Consider the following 19,743-nt stretch of genomic DNA (forward strand, 5'->3'; position numbering starts at 1 on the left):
TCAGAGCGCCTTGGCGATCCGCTCGGCGTACGACTGGGCCTCCTCGGCGGACTCGTACGTCGTCCGCGGCCAGAAGAAGCCGCGCAGCCCGTCTTTCTTGTGCCGTGGCACCACGTGCACGTGCAGGTGGGCCACGCTCTGGCTGACGCGGTTGTTCATGGCCACGAACGTGCCGCCCGCCTCCAGGCCCTCCTCCACGGCCCTGGCCATGGCCTTGACCCGCTCGAAGAACGGGCCGACGTCGTCGAGGCCGGTCAGCGTCTCGACGTGCGCCCTCGGCACGACCAGCACGTGCCCCTTGAAGACCGGCCGGGCGTCGAGGAAGGAGACCGCCACCTCGTCGGAGTGCACCACGTGGGCGGGCCGCTCCCCGGCGATGATCTCGCAGAACAGGTCAGTGCTCACCGCCCGACCCTATCCGCGAAGTCCGTCCAGCTCGTCACGTTGGGCGCCGACCACTCGGCCGGCGCGTGCAGGAAGTGCTCCCCCACCCGCTCCCGCAGCCGCTCCGGCACCTCGCCCACCTTGGCGCCGCGGCAGTGGTAGACCAGCCCGCCGCCGCGCTGCCCCATCGCCATCCACGGCAGCCACGGCGAGACCCGGCACCACGAGAACACGCACGGCACGTCGGGCACCCTCGACCCGAGCGCCTGGGCCGAGACGAAGAACTGGAACAGCTCCAGCGCCCGGTAGATGTCGCTCGCGGAGTTCTCCGGGTAGTCGGCCACCTTCAGCGGCGAGGGATAGGCCAGCCGGATGTCGACGTTGTAGACCACCTGGTCGCCCAGGCGGGTGGTGGGCACCGGGTAGGCGCCGAGCCGCTGGTTCACGGGGTCGTTGAAGACGTGCCGCACCTCGGCCGCGCACCCGGTGAACGGGTTGTCCCAGGAGTCGAGCACCTCGCGGGTCCGCGGGTCGAGATAGAGGGCGGCCTCCCTGGTCAGGAGGTGCCAGCCGCCGTCGGCCTCGACGGCCCTGGCCACGTTGAGGCCCTCGAATCCGAACAGGTGGTGGGGCCCGTCGTCGTCCTGCCAGCCGTAGACGTCACCGGTCCAGTAGGAGATCGTCTCCGCGCCGTCGGCTGACGCGCGTACCCGGATGAAATCCATGATCTGAGCCTAACCGGCCGGCTTGATCACGGTCACTGTGAAGATCGCCTCACCCGACTCCCGCCTGCTCTCCTCGGTGGACGGCGTCTTGTCCTGGCCGCACCGCCAGCAGTTGCGCAGCCTGATCTCGGTCGAGCCGGGCTGCTTGCCGTTGAAGACGAAGTAGGTGGTGCCGCCGGACCCGGGGGCGTCGCCGTCACTCTCGCGCTCCTCGCTGATGTAGGAGGCCACCTTCGTGTCCGGCACCGCCACCAGGTCCCAGTTGTCGCCCACCGACGGGTTGTCGGAGACGGCCAGCGAGAACCGCTGCCCCGGGCGCACCTCGACCGGCACGGTCGCGCCCTTGGCACCCTTGATCACGGTGCCGTAGTCGCTCACCGCGGAGCCGCCCCCGCACCCCGTCAGCAGCAGGGCGATCAGGGCGGTTGCCGTTCGACGCATCACTCCGGCAGGCTATCGGCCCGGGGCCGATCCCGGGGGCACCGGCCACGGCTCCCGTGGCGCCCCGCGGGTCACCGGCTGCGCTTGCGCCGCTTCATCATGCGGCGCAGCACGAACATGGTCAGCGCGCCGGCGGCCGCGATCAGCAGCACGGGCCGCTTCCTGGCCTCCGCCGCGGCGTCCTTCGCGGCGTCCTTGACCTGGTCGGGCGTGCCCTCGCGGACTCTGCCCGCGACCTCGGACGCCTTGTCCTTGACGATCTCGGCCGCGTCGGCGGCCTTGTCCTTGGCCATCTCGGCCGCGTGCGCCGCCTTGTCCTTGGCCATCTCCGCCGCGTGGCCCGCCCTGGCCTTCACGTCGGCCTTGTCCGCCAGCGCGCTGACGGTCTCGCCCAGCTCTCTCCGCGTTTCCTGGATGTCCTTGCGCACGTCGTCCTCTTCCTCGTCGTCTTCCCCGCGTACCCCCTTGACGGATTCCTCCTCCGTCTTCGCATGCTCGGCCGCCTCGGACCGCTCATCCTGAACAGGGGGTTCGGGGATGAATGTCTCGTGCTCCCGCCGGGCGGCCTCCGCCTTGCGGGCGTTCTCGGCCGCACCCGGCCTGGTAGGGGGAACGTTGATGGATTCGCGCTCCGTCGGCGTGCCCACCGTCGCTCTGCGGGCGCCGACGTCCCCAGCGTGTTGTTCGCTGTGTCCGGGATCGGTCTCGCTCATCGCCGCGCCCTCTCCTTGACCATGTCGATATCGGCCTTGACGCTCGCGATGGTCTCCTCCGGGACCGGCGGCGTGGCCTGTTCCACCTGGTTCTTACCGGTCAGCCCGAGCACCGCGGCCACGATGAACAGCACTCCCGCCACGATCGCGGCGGCCGCCCACGCGGGCATGACCAGAGCGAGGAGCATGACGACGGCGGCCACGAGGGCCGCACCGCCGAAGAACGCGGCGATTCCCGCCGCACCGAACAGGCCCGCGCCGAATCCCGCGCGCTTGCCCTTTTCCGTGAGCTCCATCCGGGCCAGGCGAAGCTCATCCTTTACGAGCCTGGAGACCTGCTCGGAGAGATCGTTGACCAGTTTGTGGGTGTCGTTCACGATGTCCGCCTCCTCTGCTGAGGAGCCGACTACCCAGACAACTGACCTTCTATCACCCGCTATTACCGCTTGGCGGTCCTGAGGATGAACCTGAGGACGGACACGACGGGGTCCTTCTGGACCTCACACCAGTTGTCGGGCTGCTTGGGCTTGCTCCACGGGGACGGGAGCTCGCACGAGGGAGCCTGAGGGCTGGGCCGCTCACACCACGATCCGGGAGTGTTCATGCCCTTTATCCTACTACCTCAGGTAGTGCTTATATAAGCTTCCCCGCATGACAGACATGTCCGACTGGCTCGCCCGCAACCACCGCGAGATCGGCCGTCGTGACGGTGCCAGGAGCGTGGTCCTGCGCCGCGGCTACGACGCGCCCATCGAGGACGTATGGGAGGCCTGCACGGAGCCCGACCGGCTCAGCCGCTGGCTCCTCAAGGTCAGCGGGGACCTGCGCCCCGGCGGCACGTTCGCGCTGGAGGCAACGCCCGGGGCGAGATCCTCCGCTGCGAGCGCCCCCACCTGCTCGCGGTCACCTGGCGCTACGGCGACCTGCCCGACAGCCAGGTGGAGCTACGCCTGTCGGCCGGCTCGGACGAGGGCACCACGCTGGAGCTGGAGCACTTCCTGCTGCCGGACGACGGCGTGGTCGGCGTGGGCATCGGCTGGGAGCTGCCCCTGTCCATCGCCCTGCCCCTCTACCTGCGCGGCGAACTGCCCGAGACGCCGGTCGGCGAATGGTACGAGCCGGGCGAGGAGCAGCAGCGCCTGGCCGGTGTCGCCGCCGGGGCGTGGATGTCGCTGGCTCAGGCCGAAGGGCTGCCGCTGCCGCCGCTGCCACCGGACTGGGCCTGACAGATGAGGTGGGTCAGGGCGGCCACCCCGCGGTATGGGTCGGTCCTGCCCGCCCGCTCCTCGGCCGCCAGCAGGTCGTCGAGGTTGTCCGGCACGGGTTCGCCGTCCGGTACGGCGTCGCTGAGCACGCGTACGCCGTACCAGCGGCGTACTTCCAGGCCGTGGCCGGCCAGCCGCCGGGTCAGCTCACCCAGCCGGTCGGCCCTGGCCGGGACGCCGAGCCTGTTGACGTAGCCCGTGCCCTCGAACGCCCGCCGCGCCCGCGCCCAGTCGCCCTGCAGCCCCGGACGCATGGCCAGGGCGTCGCCGTTGCGCACGAGCAGGGAGAGCAGGCCACCGGGGGCGAGCATGCGGGCCATGCCGGCGAGGAGGGGGTCGGGGTCGTCGAAGTACATCAGCACGCCGTGACACAGGACGGCGTCGAAGCCGCCCGGCTCGAACAGCTCGTCCAGCCGCCCGGCGTCGGCCTGCACGGCCTCGATGCGCATGCCCGGCTGGACGCCGGCCTCGAGGAGGTCGAGCAGCTCGCGGGAGGCGTCGAGCGCGGTGACGCGGTGGCCCCTGGCGGCCATCCTGAGGGCCTGCGTGCCCTGGCCACAGCCGACGTCGAGAATGCGGCAGGAGGTGGCGGTGAGGTGCTCGGTGAGCTGCCGGGTGACGAGCTCCTGCCGGACGACGTCACGCAACGTCCCGAGCCGTTCCCGCCATCGTCCCTCGGCGCCCGAAAACCTCATGACAAGATCCTAATCCGCCCCGTCAACAGGCTCCGGCCCCGGGACGGGACCTGATCTTCCGCTGGTCGCGGTAGCCTTCCGGAGTGCTGGTACACGGGGTTTGGGCGGCCGACGGACTCGCCTTCTGGGCAGAGTCCACCGACCCCCGCCCGGCCACCCCGACACGCGGGGCCGGCGGGGCCCGGCCGCACCCTTGGGCCGCCGCCGCCGCGGACGTCGCCGCCGCGCTCGGCCTGGCAGACCCGCCCGCGCGCCCGCTGGAGCTGCTCCTGCCCGGTTCGGCCGCCGAGCCGCTGCCCTCGCCGGAGACCGGCCGCCTGACGGAGACGACCAGGCCCCGGCTGCGGCTGTGGCAGGTGCCCGCCGTCGTCCCGCCCACCGTCCAGGCGCTGCGCGTGCTCGACGAGCACGCGGGCACCGCGACCGTCCGCCACTGGGCCGCCGTCGCCGCCTTCGCCCGCGACCTGGTCCGCCACGGCCGCGTCCTCCCCGACCTCGTCCCCGCCGTCCCCGCCGTCCCCGCCGTCCCCGAGGCAGCGCCGTCCCGGCCCAGCGGTTCCATGGACATGTGGGCGGTGCCGCCGGACGATGCGCGAGCCGTGTGGCGGCCCGTCATCGCCGGGGCCGACGCCGCGTACTTCCGGGAGCTGGCCCTGGCCATGCCGCCCGCCTGCCGCACCTCCCGCACCGAGCGCCCGTCGGCGGAGGTCCTGCGCGAGGCCCTTGAGGCGTTCACCGACGCGCTCGTCCGGCAGGCGGTCACCGAGCCCCTGGTCACCAGGCCGCCCAGGACGCCCGGCGAGCGCTGGCTGGCCGCGCTGACCGGCCCCGCCCCCGCCTGCCCCGACGACCCCGAGCTGCGCCGGGAGCTCGCGAAGTGGCACGAGTCCGTGGCTGCGGCCGAGGGCGCGACGCGCGTGTGCTTCCGCCTGCTGGAGCCGGCGGAAAGCGACGACTGGCGCGTCGAGCTGGCGCTGCAGGCCGCCGACGACCCCAGCCTCTACGTCCCGGCCGCCGTGGTGTGGGACGAGGCGGAGGTCACGGGGCTGCCGGGCCGGCCGGAGCGCGAGCTGCTCGCCGGGCTGGGCCGCGCGGTCAGGCTCTACCCGGAGCTGGACCACGCGCTGCGCGTCCCCGAGCCGCGCGAGCTGGCGCTGGACACGGCGGGCGCGTTCGGGTTCCTGCGGCAGGCGGCGCCGCTGCTCCAGGCGGCCGGGTTCGGGGTGCAGCTCCCCCGCTGGGCCGGGCGCACGCGGCTGGGCCTCAAGCTCACCACCAGGACCAAGACGCAGACGGCGGCCACGAGCCAGGGGTTCGGGATGCGGGAGCTGGTCGACTTCCGCGTGGACCTGGCGGTGGGCGGCGAGACGATCAGCGAGGAGGAGCTGGCCGAGCTGGCCCGGCTCAAGGTCCCGCTGGTCCGGGTGCGCGGCCAGTGGGTGGAGCTGGACGACCGGCAGCTCAAGGCGGCGCTCAGGGCCGTGGAGGGCGGTCGCGCCGGTGAGGCGAGCGCGGCCGACCTGCTGCGCGAGGTCGTCCAGGGCAACGACGAGCTGCCGCTGCTGGAGATCGACGCCGACGGCGTGCTCGGCGACCTGCTGTCCGGGCAGGCCGAGCGGCGGCTCACCCCCCTGGCCACGCCGCCGGGCCTGGACGCCACGCTGCGGCCCTACCAGGAGCGGGGGCTGGCCTGGCTGAGCTTCCTGTCGGAGCTCGGCCTGGGCGGGGTGCTGGCCGACGACATGGGGCTGGGCAAGACGATCACCACGCTGGCCCTGCTGGTCCACGAGCGGGCGCAGGACCCGACGCCGGTCCACGAGCGGGCGCAGGCTCCGACGCTGCTGGTGTGCCCGATGTCACTGATCGGGAACTGGCAGCGCGAGACGGCCAGGTTCGCGCCGGGGCTGCGGGTCTACGTGCACCACGGCAGCGGGCGCGACGCGGCCGAGATCGCGGGCGCCGACCTGGTGATCACCACGTACGGCACCGCCTATCGCGACCTGGAGACCCTCAAGGAGCACGAGTGGCGCCGGGTCGTGTGCGACGAGGCCCAAGCGATCAAGAACAGCGGCACACTGCAGGCCCAGGCCGTACGGTCGATCCCCACGGGCACCCGGCTCGCGCTGACCGGCACGCCGGTCGAGAACCACCTGGCCGAGCTCTGGTCGATCATGGAGTTCGCCAACCCGGGCCTGCTGGGCCCGCGGTCGCGGTTCAGGACCCGGTTCCAGGAGCCGATCGAGGCCCGCCAGGACGAGCAGGCCGCCCAGGCGCTCAAGCGGGCGACGGGCCCGTTCATCCTGCGCCGCCTCAAGACCGACAAATCCATCATCTCCGATCTGCCGGAGAAGCTGGAGGTCAAGGAGTGGTGCCCGCTCACGACCGAGCAGGCCACGCTCTACCAGGCCGTCGTGGACGACATGCTGGCCAAGATCGGCAGCAGTGAGGGCATCGAGCGGCGCGGCCTGGTCCTGTCGGCCATGGCCAAGCTGAAGCAGGTCTGCAACCACCCCGCCCACCTGCTCAAGGACGGCTCCCGCCTGTCCGGGCGCTCCGGCAAGCTGGCCCGCCTCGAACAGTTGTCGGAGGAGATCCTGGCCGAGGGCGAGAAGGCCCTGCTCTTCACCCAATACGCGGAGTTCGGCACGATGCTCCAGCCCTACCTCGCCCAGCACCTCGACCGGCCGGTCCTGTGGCTGCACGGCGGCCTGCCGAAGAAGACCCGTGACCGCCTGGTCGACAGGTTCCAGCACGACCCCGAGCCGATGTTGTTCGTGCTCTCGCTCAAGGCCGCCGGCGTCGGGCTCAACCTGACGGCCGCCAACCACGTCATCCACGTGGACCGGTGGTGGAACCCGGCCGTCGAAGACCAGGCCACCGACCGCGCGTTCCGGATCGGGCAGCGCAAGAACGTCCAGGTCCGCAAGCTGATCTGCGCGGGCACGCTGGAGGAGCGCGTCGACCAGATGATCGAGCGCAAGAAGGCCCTGGCCGAGCGGGTGGTCGGCACCGGAGAAGACTGGCTGACAGACCTGTCCACCGAGGAGCTGCGCCAGGTGTTCGAGCTGACCGCCGAGGGGGTGGGCTGACCGTGCCGAGCTGGTACGACGGCGGCGGGCCGATCAAGGTCGAGGGCGGTCTCAAGGCCCGCAGCAGGCGCGGCAGCATCGGCTCCACCTGGTGGTCGCGCCGGTTCATCGACATCCTGGAACGCATCTGCGACAAGGGCCGGCTCTCGCGCGGGCGCGCCTACGCCCGCCAGGGCCAGGTCCTGTCCATCGACCTGGCCGCGGGCGAGGTCAGAGCCGCCGTGCAGGGGTCACGGCGAGACCCGTACGAGGTCGTCATCCGGATCGAGGCCTACGACGAGGGCCGCTGGAGCACCATCGAGGAGTCGATCGCGGCGCAGGCCGTCCACCGGGCCAAGCTCCTGGCGGGCGAGATGCCGACGGAGATCGAGGAGCTGTTCGCCGCGCTGGGGATCGACCTGTTTCCCCGCGACCTCGACATGGACTGCTCGTGCCCCGACTGGGGTTTTCCCTGCAAGCACCTGTCGGCCGTCCTCTACCTGCTGGCCGAGTCGTTCGACGATGACCCGTTCCTGGTGCTGGCCTGGCGCGGGCGCACCCGCGAGCAACTGCTCGGCTCGCTGGCCGACGAACCGGCGGCCGACCCGTTGCGGGTGGCCGACGTGCCGTTCGCCGACCGGCTGGCCGACTTCTACGCCCCCGGCGCCACGGCCCACCGGCCCGAGCGCCGCCCCTCGGCGACCGCCCCCGACCTGCTGCTGCGCGTCTTCCCGCCGCCCGGCGACCTGGCGCGCACGCTCGGCCCCGCCTACCGGGGGCTGGCGGACGTCTGACGCACGCCCCCGCCGCACTTTCCGCTCCCGTGACTCTGAGCATTCATTCAGTTACCTTGAGTGTGCAGCAGTGCACGGCGACGAAGGGCGGGAGCATGGGATTTTCCTGGGCGCACAGCGGCGCGGCGGCCCTGACGGCGGCCTGGACGGTCACCCTCACGGCGGCGGCCCTGACCGCGGGGCCCGCGCAGGCCCGCGTCGATCACGATCCGTGCGACCGGGAGTTCCAGAAACGCGTCGGCGGCGTGTGGCACACCGTCCAGATCTGCCGCGAGTGGGGCGACGGGGGAAAGATCCCGGTTCACGCGAACACGTCGCTGGAGAGCCCCGTCGTCGGGTGGATCTGGATAGCCGGCGACGACTGGTACGAGTGCGGCCTCAAAGGCGGCCTCTACAACATCGGCGGCGGCGAGTTCGTCCATGACTGGTGGGCCAGGACCATGGCCGACAACGACCGGTGGGGCTACGTCAGTCAGATCTACTTCACAGGCCAGGGGCAGATGGAGGCCGACGCCGGGCTCCGGCTCTGCGACCCCTGATCAGCGGTCCTCGAACGCGGAGGGCACCATGACCCGCACCCCGTTCGGGACCACGCGGAGCCTGATCGGGGTGCGCAGGCGCACCTCGCCGTCGACGTCGGCGGCCATCGGCGGGTCGGTCTCCAGCAGCATCTCCCGGCCCACCACGAACGGCCCGCCCGCCATGCTGCGCCAGCGGCCGGTGGTCGCCCTGATCAGGGTCTCGCCGAGCAGCCGCAGCTTCTTGCCCGAGCCGAGCTGGTAGGCCACCAGCATGCCGTTGTCGATGCTGATGTCCCTGGCCACCTGCCAGCCGCCGTGGAAGCGGCCGTTGGCGATGTTGAGCTGGTGGGTGAGCAGCTCGTGACGCTGGCCCTCCACCGTGATGTACGCACGGAACGGCCGGTGGTTCGGCAGGATCGTCAGCGCGGTCAGCGGATAGGCCGGGCGGCCCACGACGCGCTTGAGCCACGGCTTGACCTTGCCCGCCACCTCGACGGACACCCCGAAGCTGGCCAGGTTGGCGAACGGCCGGTCGTCGGCCATGCCGAGGTCGATGTCGGCCACCTTGCCGGTGAGGAACACCCCGATCGCCCCCGCCAGGTCGAGCGGCAGGCCCAGGCTGCGGGCGAAGTTGTTGGTGGTGCCCAGCGGCAGCACGCCGAGCGCCACGTCGCGGTGGGCGACGTGGCGCACGGCCGAGGAAAGGGTGCCGTCGCCACCGCCCACGATGAGGAGGTCGGGATTGGTGGCCAGCGCCGTGTCGAGCAGGTCGCGCAGCTTCTTGGGGTTGTAGACCGACAGCTCCACCAACGGCTCGAAGCCGAGATTGTGGATGTGGTCGATGACCTCGAAGTAGTGGCGCCGGCCGCGGCGCGAGCGAGTGTTCACCACCACCGCCACCCGGCGATCCCTCCGGATCGCCTCAGTGTGCTCCTCTTTGGTGCGCAGTTCGCTCATGGTCATCAATCGTAGGGGCCGCCGGACGTCCCGGCGGCCCCTACGGACTCAGTTCTTCGGCGGGACCACGTCGACCACGGCCCCCAGGTTGTTGAGCAGCGGCTTCACCAGCTTGAACTGCACGCCGAGCGCCTTGCCCTCGTCACCGGGATTGCCGGTGCCGAGCACGGAGCCGGCGGCCACCTGGCCGTACAGCTCGGTGGCCGGGGTGCCGTTCTTGTTGACCACGCGGGTGGTGTACCTCTGGTCGCCCTTCGACGGCACGACCACCGAGGCGTCGGAGTCGCGGTAGTAGAGCGATCCGTCGATCACCTCGAGGCCCGGGTACCAGGTCTTGGCGTCGGTGAAGGCCGAGACGGCCCGGCCGCCGACGAAGTCCGTGCAGTACTCGCTGAACGGCTCGTCCGCCGCCTCCAGGCACTCCTTGAACGGGTACGGCCGGCCGAAGCCGAACGCGGCGTCGGAGGTCTGGACACGACCCTGGAGGTTCTTGTTGAGCGTCGGGTCCTTCTCGGCCGCGACCCCGGTACGGCGGAACGGCTCGTAGTGGGAGTCCACGACCAGCAGGCTGCCCTTCGGGCCGAGGCTCGGCGGGTTCCTGAGGGTGTCGGCGACGTTGTTGTTGATGTACGTCGAGTCGCGCAGCCACACCAGCAGGCCCGGCGCGTTGTAGGCCAGCTTCTGCACCTTCCACGCCCCGTCGCGGGAGTAGTCGGTGTCGTAGGCGTACTTCAGGCCCTGGTCGAACCCGTCGAAGTTCCGCCACTCGGCGAGGTAGAAGCGGGAGATCTCGCGCTCGCCGTTGTTGCGGGTCCAGCCCTGGCCGCTCGTGTTGGTGAACGTGCCGCCGACGGCCACCCAGCCGTTGTCGCCGCCCTCGACGTCGTCGCTCCACACGGCGGTGCCGCCGTTGGTGAGCTGGAAGTCGTCGACGTGCCAGCCGCGCATCTGGAAGGCGGCGTCGGTGTTGTACGACAGCCGCAGCTTGACCGTCTGCCCGGCGTACGGCGTCAGGTTGACGTAGTCGTGCCGCCAGGCGCCGCCGGTGTCACCGGTGAGGCCGTACTTCTTGTTGCCGAAGGTCGCGAGGTTCTTGTTCGGGTCCGGATAGTCGTCCGGTGTGCTGACCTCGTTGCCGGCCTCGTCGTGGACCTTCTGCTGGGTCCACGTCTCGCCGCCGTCGGTGGAGACCTCGACGAAGCCGTAGTCCCAGTCCACCTCGATCTCGTAGTTGTTCCACATCCACAGCTTGAGATCGGTCCCGGCAGGGACGGGCAGGTCGCGGGTCAGCGAGAGGTTGGCCCAGTCCTGGTCGAGGCCGCTCCACCAGGCGTTCGCGCCGCTGTGCACGTCGATCATCTTCAGCGGCGTGGACGTCAGGTTCACCCGGACGCCGTCCTCGGTGTCCTTGGGCGTGCGCGACGTCTGGCCGACCGTGACGCGCTGACCGGCGTCACCGGGGTTGAACGTCTTCGGGTTCGCCCAGCCGAGCACCCACTTGTCCCACAGGCCCATGTGGCTCGGCATCGACTGGAAGATCGGGCCCGAGTGCGAGCCGCTCGACATCAGGTCCCAGAAGTCCACGGCGGAGCTGGCCTGGCCCGAGGTGTCGTACAGGTCGGGCAGGCCGAGGTCGTGGCCGTACTCGTGGGCGAAGACGCCGACGCCGGAGTCCTCGGGCTGCACGATGTAGTTGGAGATCTTCTTGTCGGTGCCGGGGACCTTGTAGCCGCCGGCGACCGCGCTGGAGTGCGCCCAGATGGCGTAGGTGCCCTCGGCGCCGCCGTCGGCGGACTTGTCCTTGCCGGCGTGCACGAGCACCAGGTGGTCGATGACGCCGTCGGGCTCGACGTGGTTGCCGTCGCCGTCGGAGTCGGAGATGTCCTCGAGGTCGTAGTCAGCCCACGGGAAGTCGGGCTGGGCCTGCGCCAGGGCGTTCACCGAGTCGATGGCGAGCTGCTGGGCGCCGAGCTCGTTGTCCGGGTGGCCGGACATGTCCTGGGGCGCGGCCCCGCAGGCTCCGGCGCCGTACCAGGCCTCGGAGTGGGGGACCTTGATCCAGCCGACGGCCGAGCCGGTGACGGAGTAGGCGCCCTTCGACATCTCCTCGTACATCTTCTTCATCGTGAAGCCGGAGATGTCGATGCCGGGCTTGCCGTCGCGCGGGTCCTTCAGGTCGGGGCGGACGCGCTCAGTGATGCCCGTGTCCGTGTAGAGCATCTTGTTGAAGTGCTCGGTGCTGAAGTTCTCGACCCAGAAGGAGTTGTTGTCCTTGTGCGGCAGCGTGGCCGGGTCGGGGATGTTGTTGTGCAGCGGGCCGTTCTTGAGCGTGCCCGGCGGCTCGGTCACGCAGTCGTTGGCGCCGCTGTTGGTCGTGCGCGGCCGCCTGAACCCGGAGAAGTCGTCGTTGGCCTGGTCGTTGAACTCGACGAGGACCGTCAGCAGCTTGGCCGTACGGGTCTGGTCGGCCTTCTTCATCCACTCGGCGGGGTTGCGGCCCGTCTTGACCGCCTGCGCCTCGCGGGCGGCCAGAATGCGGCCGGCGGCCGGGTTGCCGCTGGTGAACTTCCGGTCGAACTTCTCCGCCGGCGTGAGCGAGCGGGACTTCTGGTCGGTGACCTTGGGGTCCGCCGGGTCCTTCTCGTCGCGCGGCGGAGCGTAGTTGATGTAGAAGTCCGAGGCCGCGGGCTCGTAGTTCGCCACGGAAGACGCATGAGCACCGGGAACGGACAGCGCGGCGCCAAGGAGGGCTACCGCGGGAAGTGTTGCTAACAGGCGCTTTGTGCTGGGCACCAGGAACCCTCTCTGCCCGGGATCACCGGGCGCAATGGCCATGGGGTGTGCAATGCCGGACGCTAGAGGTTTGGTAAAGGGATCGTAAAGTACGTTGTGGAAACGTAACTAAATCACGACATTTAGAACAACACGCCTGCGGCGAAAACCCCACCTGCGATAGCGCCGCCGTAACAGAGGATCGCGATCACCACGTCGAACCTGGCGATGCCGAACAACTCCTCGCTGGTGTGGCGGATCCGGTGCGCGGCGTGGAACAGGCACAGCACGGCGACCGCGAGCAGCGCCAGCCGTACGACGACACTGCCGAGCAGGCCCCGCAGGTGCTCGGCCGTCGGCCAGTCGAGCACGCCGAGCGGCATGAGCACCCCGAACAGCAGCACGAGCACCGGCAGCAGGAACGCCGCCACCACTCCCCCGCCGCTGAACAGCAGCCACAGGTACGGCTCCGGCGAGCGTCTCATTGAAACCCCCGCAGGACGAAGAAGGCGATGACCGCCGAGACGACCAGCCAGAGCGAGTGATTGCCGCCCTGGATCATCCAGGCCGGCAGCCGGTAGCCGTCCAGGCGGACGACGGTGGCCTTGGGCGCCAGGTTCAGGAACGTGATCGTGTGGAACGTGGTCGCGGCCAGGGCGACGACGTTGATCGCGATCATCCAGGGCCGGGCCGCCAGCGCGGCGAACGTCTCCAGGCTCCCGCCGAGCACCGCGTCGGCCAGCATCAGCGTGAACACGACCGACCAGGCCACGAAGACGCTGGTCAGCTCGCGCAGCACGAACAGGGTGTAGGCGCGGGTGCGGGTGAACCAGAGGGGGTCGCGCCGCGGCCGGTAGGCGGCCCCCGGGGTGGCCCGGTCGCCGGCCGTCATCGTTTGCTCCACGGCAGCACCGAGCGCAGGGCGGCGGTCAGCTTGTAGCGCTGGATGGCCTCGGCCGGGTCCACGTGCTTGGGGCAGGCCCTGGTGCACTCGCCGACGAAGGTGCAGCCCCACACGGCCTCCTCCAGGTTCAGCACGTCGAACCGGTCGCCCATGTCGCGCGAGTCCAGGTTGTAGCGCTGGGCCAGCGCGATCGCGGCCGGGCCGAGGAAGTCGGGGTCGAGCACGTAGACAGGGCAGGCCGAGTAGCAGAGCAGGCAGTTGATGCACATGCTGTACTGCTTGTACGCGTCGAGCTGCTCGGGCGTCTGGGCGTACTCCGTGGTCAGCGGCAGCTCCTCGCCCTCCCTGATGAGCCAGGGCCGCACGGACGACAGCTTGGCCAGGAAGTCGTCGATGTCCACGACCAGGTCCCGGATGACGGGGAAGCCCTTCAGCGGCTCGATCCTGACCGGGCCCTCGCCGTACTCGGTGAGGAAGGTGCCGCAGGTCAGCCTGGGCTCGCCGTTGACGGTCATGCCGCACGAACCGCAGACACCCATCCGGCAGGACCAGCGGTAGGACAGGCTGCCGTCGAGCTGGTCCTTGATGTAGTTGAGCCCGTCGAGCACCGCCCAGTCGGTCATGAGCGGCACGTCGTAGCCCTGGAACACCGGCTCGGTGTCCTCACCCGGCCGATATCGGGAGACCTCCACCCGGATCGTGCGCGTGGCCGCCGCCTGCCGTACCGCTTCGGTGGTGTCAGTCACGGCCATAGACCCTTTCTCCGGGAGGCCAGCGGGTGATCGTCACGGGCAGCAGGCCGACGGACGGCGTGCCGTCTGGTGCGCGGTGCACGAGCGAGTGCGCCAGGAAGGCGTCGTCGTCCCTGGCGGTGAAGTCGGTGCGCTGGTGGGCGCCGCGCGACTCCTGCCTGTTCAGCGCGCAGGCCACGATGGTCTGCGCGACCTCCAGCATGGTGTGCAGCTCCTGCAGGGTGATCAGTTCGGTGTTGAAGGCGGTGCTGGTGTCGTCGACGCGGGCCTCCTCAGCGCGCTCGCGCAGGTCCGCGAGCGTGTCGACGGCCTTGCTGAGCACGTCGCCCGTGCGGTAGATGCCGGCCGCCCCTTCGAGCGTGTGCTGCATCTCCTCGCGCAGGTCGGCGATGCGCTCGCCTTTCCCGCTGCCCTCGCGCGCGCGTTCCAACCGCCTGCGCTCGTCCTCCCCCTGGCTCCGCACGACGGCCGTCTCCGGCTCCCGGTGCGTCTTGGCGAACTCGGCGGCGGCGAGCCCGGCCCGGCGGCCGAAGACGAGGATCTCGGGCAGCGAGTTGGAGCCGAGCCGGTTGGCGCCGTTGATGCTGACGCAGGCCGTCTCGCCCGCGGCGTACAGGCCGGCGATCGGGGTGGCGCCGTCGATGTCGGTGTGGACGCCGCCCATCATGTAGTGCACGACCGGGCGTACCGGGATGAGGTCGGTGGCCGGGTCGAGGTTCTGGTAGCTCCTGCAGAGCTCGCGCACGAACGGGATGCGGGAGTCGATCTTGCGCTCGCCGAGGTGGCGCAGGTCCAGATAGACGACGGGGCCGTACGGTGTGTCCACGGTGCGGCCCTTGCGCTGCTCGGCCACGAACGCCTGGGAGAGCCGGTCGCGCGGGCCCAGCTCCATGCTGCGCAGCTTCGGCGTGGGCGTGGGGGTGCCGAGGTCGTAGTCCTGGAGGTAGCGGTAGCCGTCCTTGTTGATCAGCCAGCCGCCCTCCGCTCTGGCCGCCTCGGTGATGAGGATGCCGGTGAACGGCAGGCCGGTCGGGTGGTACTGGACGAACTCCATGTCCTTCAGCGGCGCTCCGGCCCGGTAGGCCAGGGCCATGCCGTCGCCGGTCTTGATGGCGGCGTTCGTGGTGAAGGGGAAGACCTTGCCGCAGCCGCCGGTGGCCAGGATGACGGTCCTGGCGGAGATGGTCTCGATCCGGCCGGTCCTGATCTCGACGGCCACGACACCGTGGACGCGGCCGTCGTCGACGAGGAGGCTGGTGACGAACCACTCGTCGTACCTGATGACGTCCTGGTACTTGAGGGTCGTCTGGAAGAGCGTGTGCAGGAGGTGGAAGCCGGTCTTGTCGGCGGCGTACCAGGTGCGCATCTTCTTCATGCCGCCGAACGGGCGGACGGCGACGCGGCCGTCGCTCTCGCGGCTCCAGGGGCAGCCCCAGTGCTCGAGCTGGATCAGCTCCTGGGGCGCCTCGGCCACGAACGCCTCGACCGCGTCCTGGTCGCAGAGCCAGTCACCACCGGAGATCGTGTCGTAGCAGTGCTCGTCGAGCGTGTCACCGAGGCCGATCACCGCGGCGGCGCCGCCCTCGGCGGAGACGGTGTGGCTGCGCATCGGGTAGACCTTCGACACGACCGCCACGGTGAGCGAGGGGTCCGTTTCGGCGACCGCGATGGCCGCCCGCAGGCCCGCTCCGCCTCCTCCGACGATGAGCACATCGATCATTGAGTCACTTCCCGTGGTCCGGTTGTATCGGGTCCTTCACCCGCTTGCCGTCGTGGCGGATGGCGGACAGGTGGATGCTTCCGTCGTGGTACTCGTGACGGATCCGCCGGCAGCCACAGTCGAAGAGCTGGTCCCTGATGACCAGGCCGTAGCCGTCGTCGTCGAGGAGACGTTCACCGCCGGACTTCTTCCCGCAGGGGGCCGTCTCGGGATCGAAGGGAATCTTCGTACCGGTCATCGCCGATCTCCTTAGATAGGCGAAACGTCATCTCCACACAAGCACCGCGATCAGGTTCGGGAAAGGGTCAGCCGGGCGCGTCCTGGCGCGGCGGCGCCTCGGGGGTCTCCGGGGTGTCGCCGGAGGTCTCGCTCTCTTCGACCTCGGGGGTCTCGTCCGGTTGTTCCCTGGGGTAGTGCAGGTCGAAGGCCGGTCTCTCGGAACGGATCGGCGGCATCGAGGTGAAGTTGTGCCGTGGCGGCGGGCAGCTCGTGGCCCACTCCAGCGAGTTGGCGTAGCCCCAGGGGTCGTCCAGCGTGACCTTGGGCGCGCGCCTGGCGGTCTTGAACACGTTGTAGAGGAAGGGCAGCGTCGAGGCCCCGAGCAGGAACGCCCCGACGGAGGAGATCTCGTTGAGCGTGGTGAAGCCGTCGGCCGCGCTGTAGTCGGCGTAGCGCCGGGGGAAGCCGACCTGGCCGAGCCAGTGCTGCACCAGGAACGTGGTGTGGAAGCCGATGAACAGCGTCCAGAAGTGCACCTTGCCGAGCCGGTCGTCGAGCATCCGGCCGGTCATCTTCGGCCACCAGAAGTAGAAGCCGGAGAACATCGCGAACACCACGGTGCCGAAGACCACGTAGTGGAAGTGGGCGACCACGAAATAGGTGTCGCTGATGTGGAAGTCGAGGGGCGGCGAGGCCAGGATGACCCCGGTCAGCCCGCCGAGCAGGAACGTCACCAGGAACCCGATCGCGAACAGCATCGGCGTCTCGAAGCTCAGATGGCCCCGCCACATCGTGCCGATCCAGTTGAAGAACTTCACGCCGGTGGGCACCGCGATGAGGAACGTCATGAACGAGAAGAACGGCAGCAGCACCTGCCCGGTGGGGAACATGTGGTGCGCCCACACGGTCATCGACAGCCCGGCGATGGCGATGGTCGCGCCGATCAGGCTCATGTAGCCGAACAGCGGCTTGCGGCTGAACACCGGGATCACCTCGGAGATGATCCCGAAGAACGGCAGCGCGATGATGTAGACCTCGGGATGGCCGAAGAACCAGAACAGGTGCTGCCAGATCAGCGCCCCGCCGTTCTCCGAGGCGAAGACCTGGGTGCCCAGCTTGCGGTCCGACTCCAGCACCAGCAGCGCCGCGGCCAGCACGGGGAAGGCCATCAGCACGAGCATGCTGGTCAGCAGCACGTTCCAGGTGAACAGCGGCATCCGGAACATCGTCATGCCCGGGGCCCGCATGCCGATGATCGTGGTGATGAAGTTGACCGCGCCGAGGATCGTGCCCAGGCCCGACAGCGCCAGCCCCATGATCCACAGATCGGCGCCGACCTGCGGCGAGTGGATCGAGGACGACAGCGGCGTGTAGGCGAACCAGCCGAAGTCGGCCGCCCCGCCCGGGGTGAAGAACCCGGCCACCACCATCAGCCCGCCGAACAGGAACAGCCAGTACGCCACCGCGTTCAGCCGCGGGAACGCCACGTCGGGCGCGCCGATCTGCAGCGGCATGACCACGTTCGCGAACCCTGCGAACAGCGGGGTGGCGAACAGCAGCAGCATGACCGTGCCGTGGATGGTGAAGAGCTGGTTGTACTGCTGCTGGCTGACGATCTGCATGCCGGGCGCGGCGAGCTCGGCCCTGATGAACATGGCCATCACGCCCGCCACAAGGAAGAACCCGAACGAGGTGATCAGGTAGAGGTACCCGATGACCTTGTGGTCGGTCGTCGAAAGCCAGGACGCGATGACCGTCCCGGTACGGCGGCGCCTGACCTGCTCGATCGAGGTCTCTCGAACGGTCGTCACGGCTGCTCCCTCCAGCGCGGAGTTTTGCCTGCCCCGATCTACCCATTCCACGCCAACGATCGCCGCGGGGGAAGTCGTTCTTTAACATTCGCGTGCGAGAGCTTTGACAGCGGCCCCGTCCACATTCCGGATAGCCGCCGGTTCACCAGGTGACATCTTCTATCCTTCGTAGCCGAACCGACTCGGAGGAGATGCTCGTGACCGCTCAGCGTGACTACGCCGACCTCGTCCAGCGAGGGCTCTCGCTCGACCTCACCAGGGGCAAGCCGTCGCCGCGCCAGCTCGACCTCTCCAACCGGATGCTCGGGCTGCCCGAGTCGTACCGGGCGGCCGACGGCACCGACGGCCGCAACTACGGCAACCTGCAGGGCCTGGCCGAGCTGCGCGAGCTGTTCGCGCCGCTGGTCCAGGTGCCGGCCGGCCAGCTCGTCGTCGGCGGCAACGCCAGCCTGACGCTGATGCACGACACGATCGTGCACGCGCTGTTGACGCCGATGCCGGGCGCCGCGCGCCGGTGGGTGGAGGAGCCGGAGATCACGTTCCTGTGCCCGGTCCCCGGATACGACCGGCATTTCACGATCTGTGAGCGGTTCGGGATCAAGATGGTCCCGGTGCCGATGAACGCCGACGGTCCCGACATGGACGTGGTCGAGCGGCTGGTCGCCGACGACGCGAGCGTCAAGGGCATCTGGTGCGTGCCGAAGTACAGCAACCCGTCGGGCATCGTCTACGGCGACGAGACGGTCCGCAGGCTGGCCGCCATGACCACGGCCGCCCCCGACTTCCGCATCTTCTGGGACAACGCGTACGCGGTGCACCACCTCACCGACAGCCCGGCCGAGCTGGCCGACATGCTCGCGCTCAGCGCCGAGCACGGCAACGCCGACCGTGTCTTCGTCTACGCCTCCACCTCCAAGGTGACCATGGCGGGCTCCGGCGTGTCGTTCTTCGGCTCCTCGCCGGCGAACGTCAAGTGGTTCCTGCACAACACCTCGAAGCAGTCCATCGGCCCCGACAAGATCAACCAGCTCCGCCACGTGGAGTTCCTGCGCGACGCCGAGGGTGTGGCCGAGCACATGCGGCGGCACGCCGAGCTGCTCGGGCCGAAGTTCGAGCTGGTGGACAAGGTGCTGGCCGAGCGGCTCGGCGACCTGGCCACCTGGACGAGCCCGAAGGGCGGCTACTTCATCAGCCTGGAGGTGCCGCACGCCGCCGAGGTCGTGGCCAAGGCCAAGGCCGCGGGCATCGCGCTCACGCCGGCGGGGGCCACGCACCCGTACGGCAAGGACCCGGAGGACCGCACGATCAGGATCGCGCCGAGCTACCCGGAGCTGGACGAGCTGGAGCAGGCCATCACCGGCTTGGCCGTCTGCGTCCGCCTGGTGGCCGAGGAGCGGGGCTGACCGCCCTCAGCGGTGGCCGTTGCCCCTGAAGCCGAAGATGTACTCGCGCGTCTCGCTCGGATGGAACGAGACGCCGACCCCCGGCTCGAAGGCGACGTTGTCGCGGGTGCAGTAGTAGAGGCTCTCCCAGACGGCCAGGGCCTTCTCCCTGGCCGGGGCCTCGATGCCGTCGCGCTTGCGGGCGCCGTACGAGCCGAGCACGTTGAGCAGGCCGAAGCCCCAGAACAGGCCCGTCAAGCAGAACGGGGCGAGCAGCACCTCGCCCCACTTCGGGTCCTGCCCCATCGCGATCACCAGCGACACGACCAGGTGGACGAGGGCCGCGACGAGAAGCAGCACGTAACCCTGGTTCCTGGCCCACGGCGTGTAGTGGCGGCTGGGGAAGGACAGCCAGACCGCGAGCTGCGTGCGGCCCATGACATGCTTCGACGCGCCCAGGGACGCGGCCATGGGCAGATCGGCGACCTCACGCGCGGCCGGTAACCTGACCCGCCCGATCTTGTACGTGGTTCCGGCGGCGACCGCGCCGGGGACCGCGACAAGCTGGTCAGTCTCCGAACACACCGGGCACCTGACTTCCACCTGGGCAGTCTGGCCTT

Annotated in this window: 21 protein-coding genes; 5 read left to right on the plus strand and 16 right to left on the minus strand. The window is 70.0% G+C overall.

Features of this window, described 5'->3' with window-relative positions:
• From AB0I15_RS26935 to AB0I15_RS26960, 6 genes are all read right to left on the minus strand, one after another.
• Positions 1-405, minus strand: a complete 405-nt coding sequence (locus AB0I15_RS26935; protein WP_358101014.1) for an HIT family protein — start codon at positions 403-405, stop codon at positions 1-3.
• Positions 402-1,109, minus strand: a complete 708-nt coding sequence (locus AB0I15_RS26940) for a DUF1838 family protein (RefSeq protein ID WP_358101017.1) — start codon at positions 1,107-1,109, stop codon at positions 402-404. The genes AB0I15_RS26935 and AB0I15_RS26940 overlap by 4 nt, the downstream gene beginning before the upstream one ends.
• Before the next feature lie 9 nt (positions 1,110-1,118).
• Positions 1,119-1,550 (minus strand): protease inhibitor I42 family protein, encoded by a 432-nt coding sequence (locus AB0I15_RS26945; RefSeq protein WP_358101020.1) that lies wholly within the window; start codon positions 1,548-1,550, stop codon positions 1,119-1,121.
• A gap of 71 nt (positions 1,551-1,621) precedes the next feature.
• Positions 1,622-2,263 (minus strand): DUF3618 domain-containing protein, encoded by a 642-nt coding sequence (locus AB0I15_RS26950; protein WP_358101023.1) that lies wholly within the window; start codon positions 2,261-2,263, stop codon positions 1,622-1,624.
• Entirely contained in the window at positions 2,260-2,640 is a 381-nt protein-coding gene (locus AB0I15_RS26955; RefSeq protein WP_358101026.1) for a phage holin family protein, read from the minus strand. Before AB0I15_RS26955 ends, AB0I15_RS26950 begins: the two co-directional genes overlap by 4 nt.
• A gap of 62 nt (positions 2,641-2,702) precedes the next feature.
• Positions 2,703-2,867 carry a hypothetical protein gene (locus tag AB0I15_RS26960; RefSeq protein ID WP_358101029.1) on the minus strand — a complete coding sequence of 55 codons (165 nt, stop codon included), beginning with the start codon at positions 2,865-2,867 and terminating at the stop codon, positions 2,703-2,705.
• Positions 2,868-2,923: 56 nt separating this feature from the next.
• Between AB0I15_RS26960 and AB0I15_RS26965 the strand changes: the two genes are divergently transcribed.
• A complete protein-coding gene (locus tag AB0I15_RS26965) occupies positions 2,924-3,496 on the plus strand; it encodes an SRPBCC domain-containing protein (RefSeq protein ID WP_358101412.1) in 573 nt (190 codons plus the stop codon).
• On the opposite strand, the gene AB0I15_RS26970 is transcribed toward AB0I15_RS26965, so the two are convergent.
• Complete coding sequence (locus tag AB0I15_RS26970; protein ID WP_358101032.1) at positions 3,441-4,223, minus strand: methyltransferase domain-containing protein; 783 nt, start codon at positions 4,221-4,223, stop codon at positions 3,441-3,443. The two genes, AB0I15_RS26965 and AB0I15_RS26970, sit on opposite strands and share 56 nt — an antisense overlap.
• Before the next feature lie 83 nt (positions 4,224-4,306).
• Here AB0I15_RS26970 and AB0I15_RS26975 point away from each other — a divergent pair, with 83 nt between their 5' ends.
• The 3 genes from AB0I15_RS26975 to AB0I15_RS26985 all read left to right on the plus strand — a co-directional run bounded on the left by AB0I15_RS26975 (position 4,307) and on the right by AB0I15_RS26985 (position 8,624).
• A complete protein-coding gene (locus AB0I15_RS26975; protein WP_358101035.1) occupies positions 4,307-7,312 on the plus strand; it encodes a DEAD/DEAH box helicase in 3,006 nt (1,001 codons plus the stop codon).
• A 2-nt stretch (positions 7,313-7,314) separates the two neighbouring features.
• Entirely contained in the window at positions 7,315-8,085 is a 771-nt protein-coding gene (locus AB0I15_RS26980) for an SWIM zinc finger family protein (RefSeq protein ID WP_358101038.1), read from the plus strand.
• A 95-nt stretch (positions 8,086-8,180) separates the two neighbouring features.
• Complete coding sequence (locus tag AB0I15_RS26985; RefSeq protein WP_358101041.1) at positions 8,181-8,624, plus strand: hypothetical protein; 444 nt, start codon at positions 8,181-8,183, stop codon at positions 8,622-8,624.
• Here AB0I15_RS26985 and AB0I15_RS26990 read toward each other — a convergent pair whose 3' ends face one another.
• The 8 genes from AB0I15_RS26990 to ctaD all read right to left on the minus strand — a co-directional run bounded on the left by AB0I15_RS26990 (position 8,625) and on the right by ctaD (position 17,741).
• Positions 8,625-9,563 (minus strand): diacylglycerol kinase family protein, encoded by a 939-nt coding sequence (locus AB0I15_RS26990; protein WP_358101044.1) that lies wholly within the window; start codon positions 9,561-9,563, stop codon positions 8,625-8,627. It lies immediately after the preceding gene.
• Positions 9,564-9,611: 48 nt separating this feature from the next.
• Positions 9,612-12,266: an immune inhibitor A domain-containing protein gene (locus AB0I15_RS26995; protein ID WP_358101048.1), complete on the minus strand. Its 2,655-nt coding sequence runs from the start codon at positions 12,264-12,266 to the stop codon at positions 9,612-9,614.
• A 212-nt stretch (positions 12,267-12,478) separates the two neighbouring features.
• Entirely contained in the window at positions 12,479-12,820 is a 342-nt protein-coding gene (gene frdD / locus AB0I15_RS27000; RefSeq protein ID WP_358101051.1) for a fumarate reductase subunit FrdD, read from the minus strand.
• Positions 12,817-13,227 carry a hypothetical protein gene (locus tag AB0I15_RS27005; protein ID WP_358101054.1) on the minus strand — a complete coding sequence of 137 codons (411 nt, stop codon included), beginning with the start codon at positions 13,225-13,227 and terminating at the stop codon, positions 12,817-12,819. Before AB0I15_RS27005 ends, frdD begins: the two co-directional genes overlap by 4 nt.
• The gene (gene sdhB, locus AB0I15_RS27010; RefSeq protein WP_358101057.1) at positions 13,224-13,985 is read right to left on the minus strand and encodes a succinate dehydrogenase iron-sulfur subunit; all 762 of its coding nucleotides are present in this window, start codon (positions 13,983-13,985) and stop codon (positions 13,224-13,226) included. Before sdhB ends, AB0I15_RS27005 begins: the two co-directional genes overlap by 4 nt.
• Positions 13,978-15,711 carry a fumarate reductase (quinol) flavoprotein subunit gene (gene frdA / locus AB0I15_RS27015; RefSeq protein ID WP_358101059.1) on the minus strand — a complete coding sequence of 578 codons (1,734 nt, stop codon included), beginning with the start codon at positions 15,709-15,711 and terminating at the stop codon, positions 13,978-13,980. The genes sdhB and frdA overlap by 8 nt, the downstream gene beginning before the upstream one ends.
• 4 nt (positions 15,712-15,715) lie before the next feature.
• Positions 15,716-15,949, minus strand: coding sequence for a hypothetical protein (locus tag AB0I15_RS27020; protein WP_358101062.1), 234 nt, complete (start codon positions 15,947-15,949; stop codon positions 15,716-15,718).
• Positions 15,950-16,016: 67 nt separating this feature from the next.
• The gene (gene ctaD, locus AB0I15_RS27025; protein WP_358101065.1) at positions 16,017-17,741 is read right to left on the minus strand and encodes a cytochrome c oxidase subunit I; all 1,725 of its coding nucleotides are present in this window, start codon (positions 17,739-17,741) and stop codon (positions 16,017-16,019) included.
• 161 nt (positions 17,742-17,902) lie between these two features.
• Here ctaD and AB0I15_RS27030 point away from each other — a divergent pair, with 161 nt between their 5' ends.
• Positions 17,903-19,144, plus strand: coding sequence for an aminotransferase class I/II-fold pyridoxal phosphate-dependent enzyme (locus tag AB0I15_RS27030; RefSeq protein WP_358101415.1), 1,242 nt, complete (start codon positions 17,903-17,905; stop codon positions 19,142-19,144).
• 6 nt (positions 19,145-19,150) lie between these two features.
• Here AB0I15_RS27030 and AB0I15_RS27035 read toward each other — a convergent pair whose 3' ends face one another.
• Positions 19,151-19,708 (minus strand): hypothetical protein, encoded by a 558-nt coding sequence (locus AB0I15_RS27035; RefSeq protein ID WP_358101068.1) that lies wholly within the window; start codon positions 19,706-19,708, stop codon positions 19,151-19,153.
• Positions 19,709-19,743 lie beyond the last annotated feature (35 nt).

The sequence above is a fragment of the Nonomuraea sp. NPDC050643 genome (assembly GCF_040654715.1).
Taxonomy (GTDB): domain Bacteria; phylum Actinomycetota; class Actinomycetes; order Streptosporangiales; family Streptosporangiaceae; genus Nonomuraea.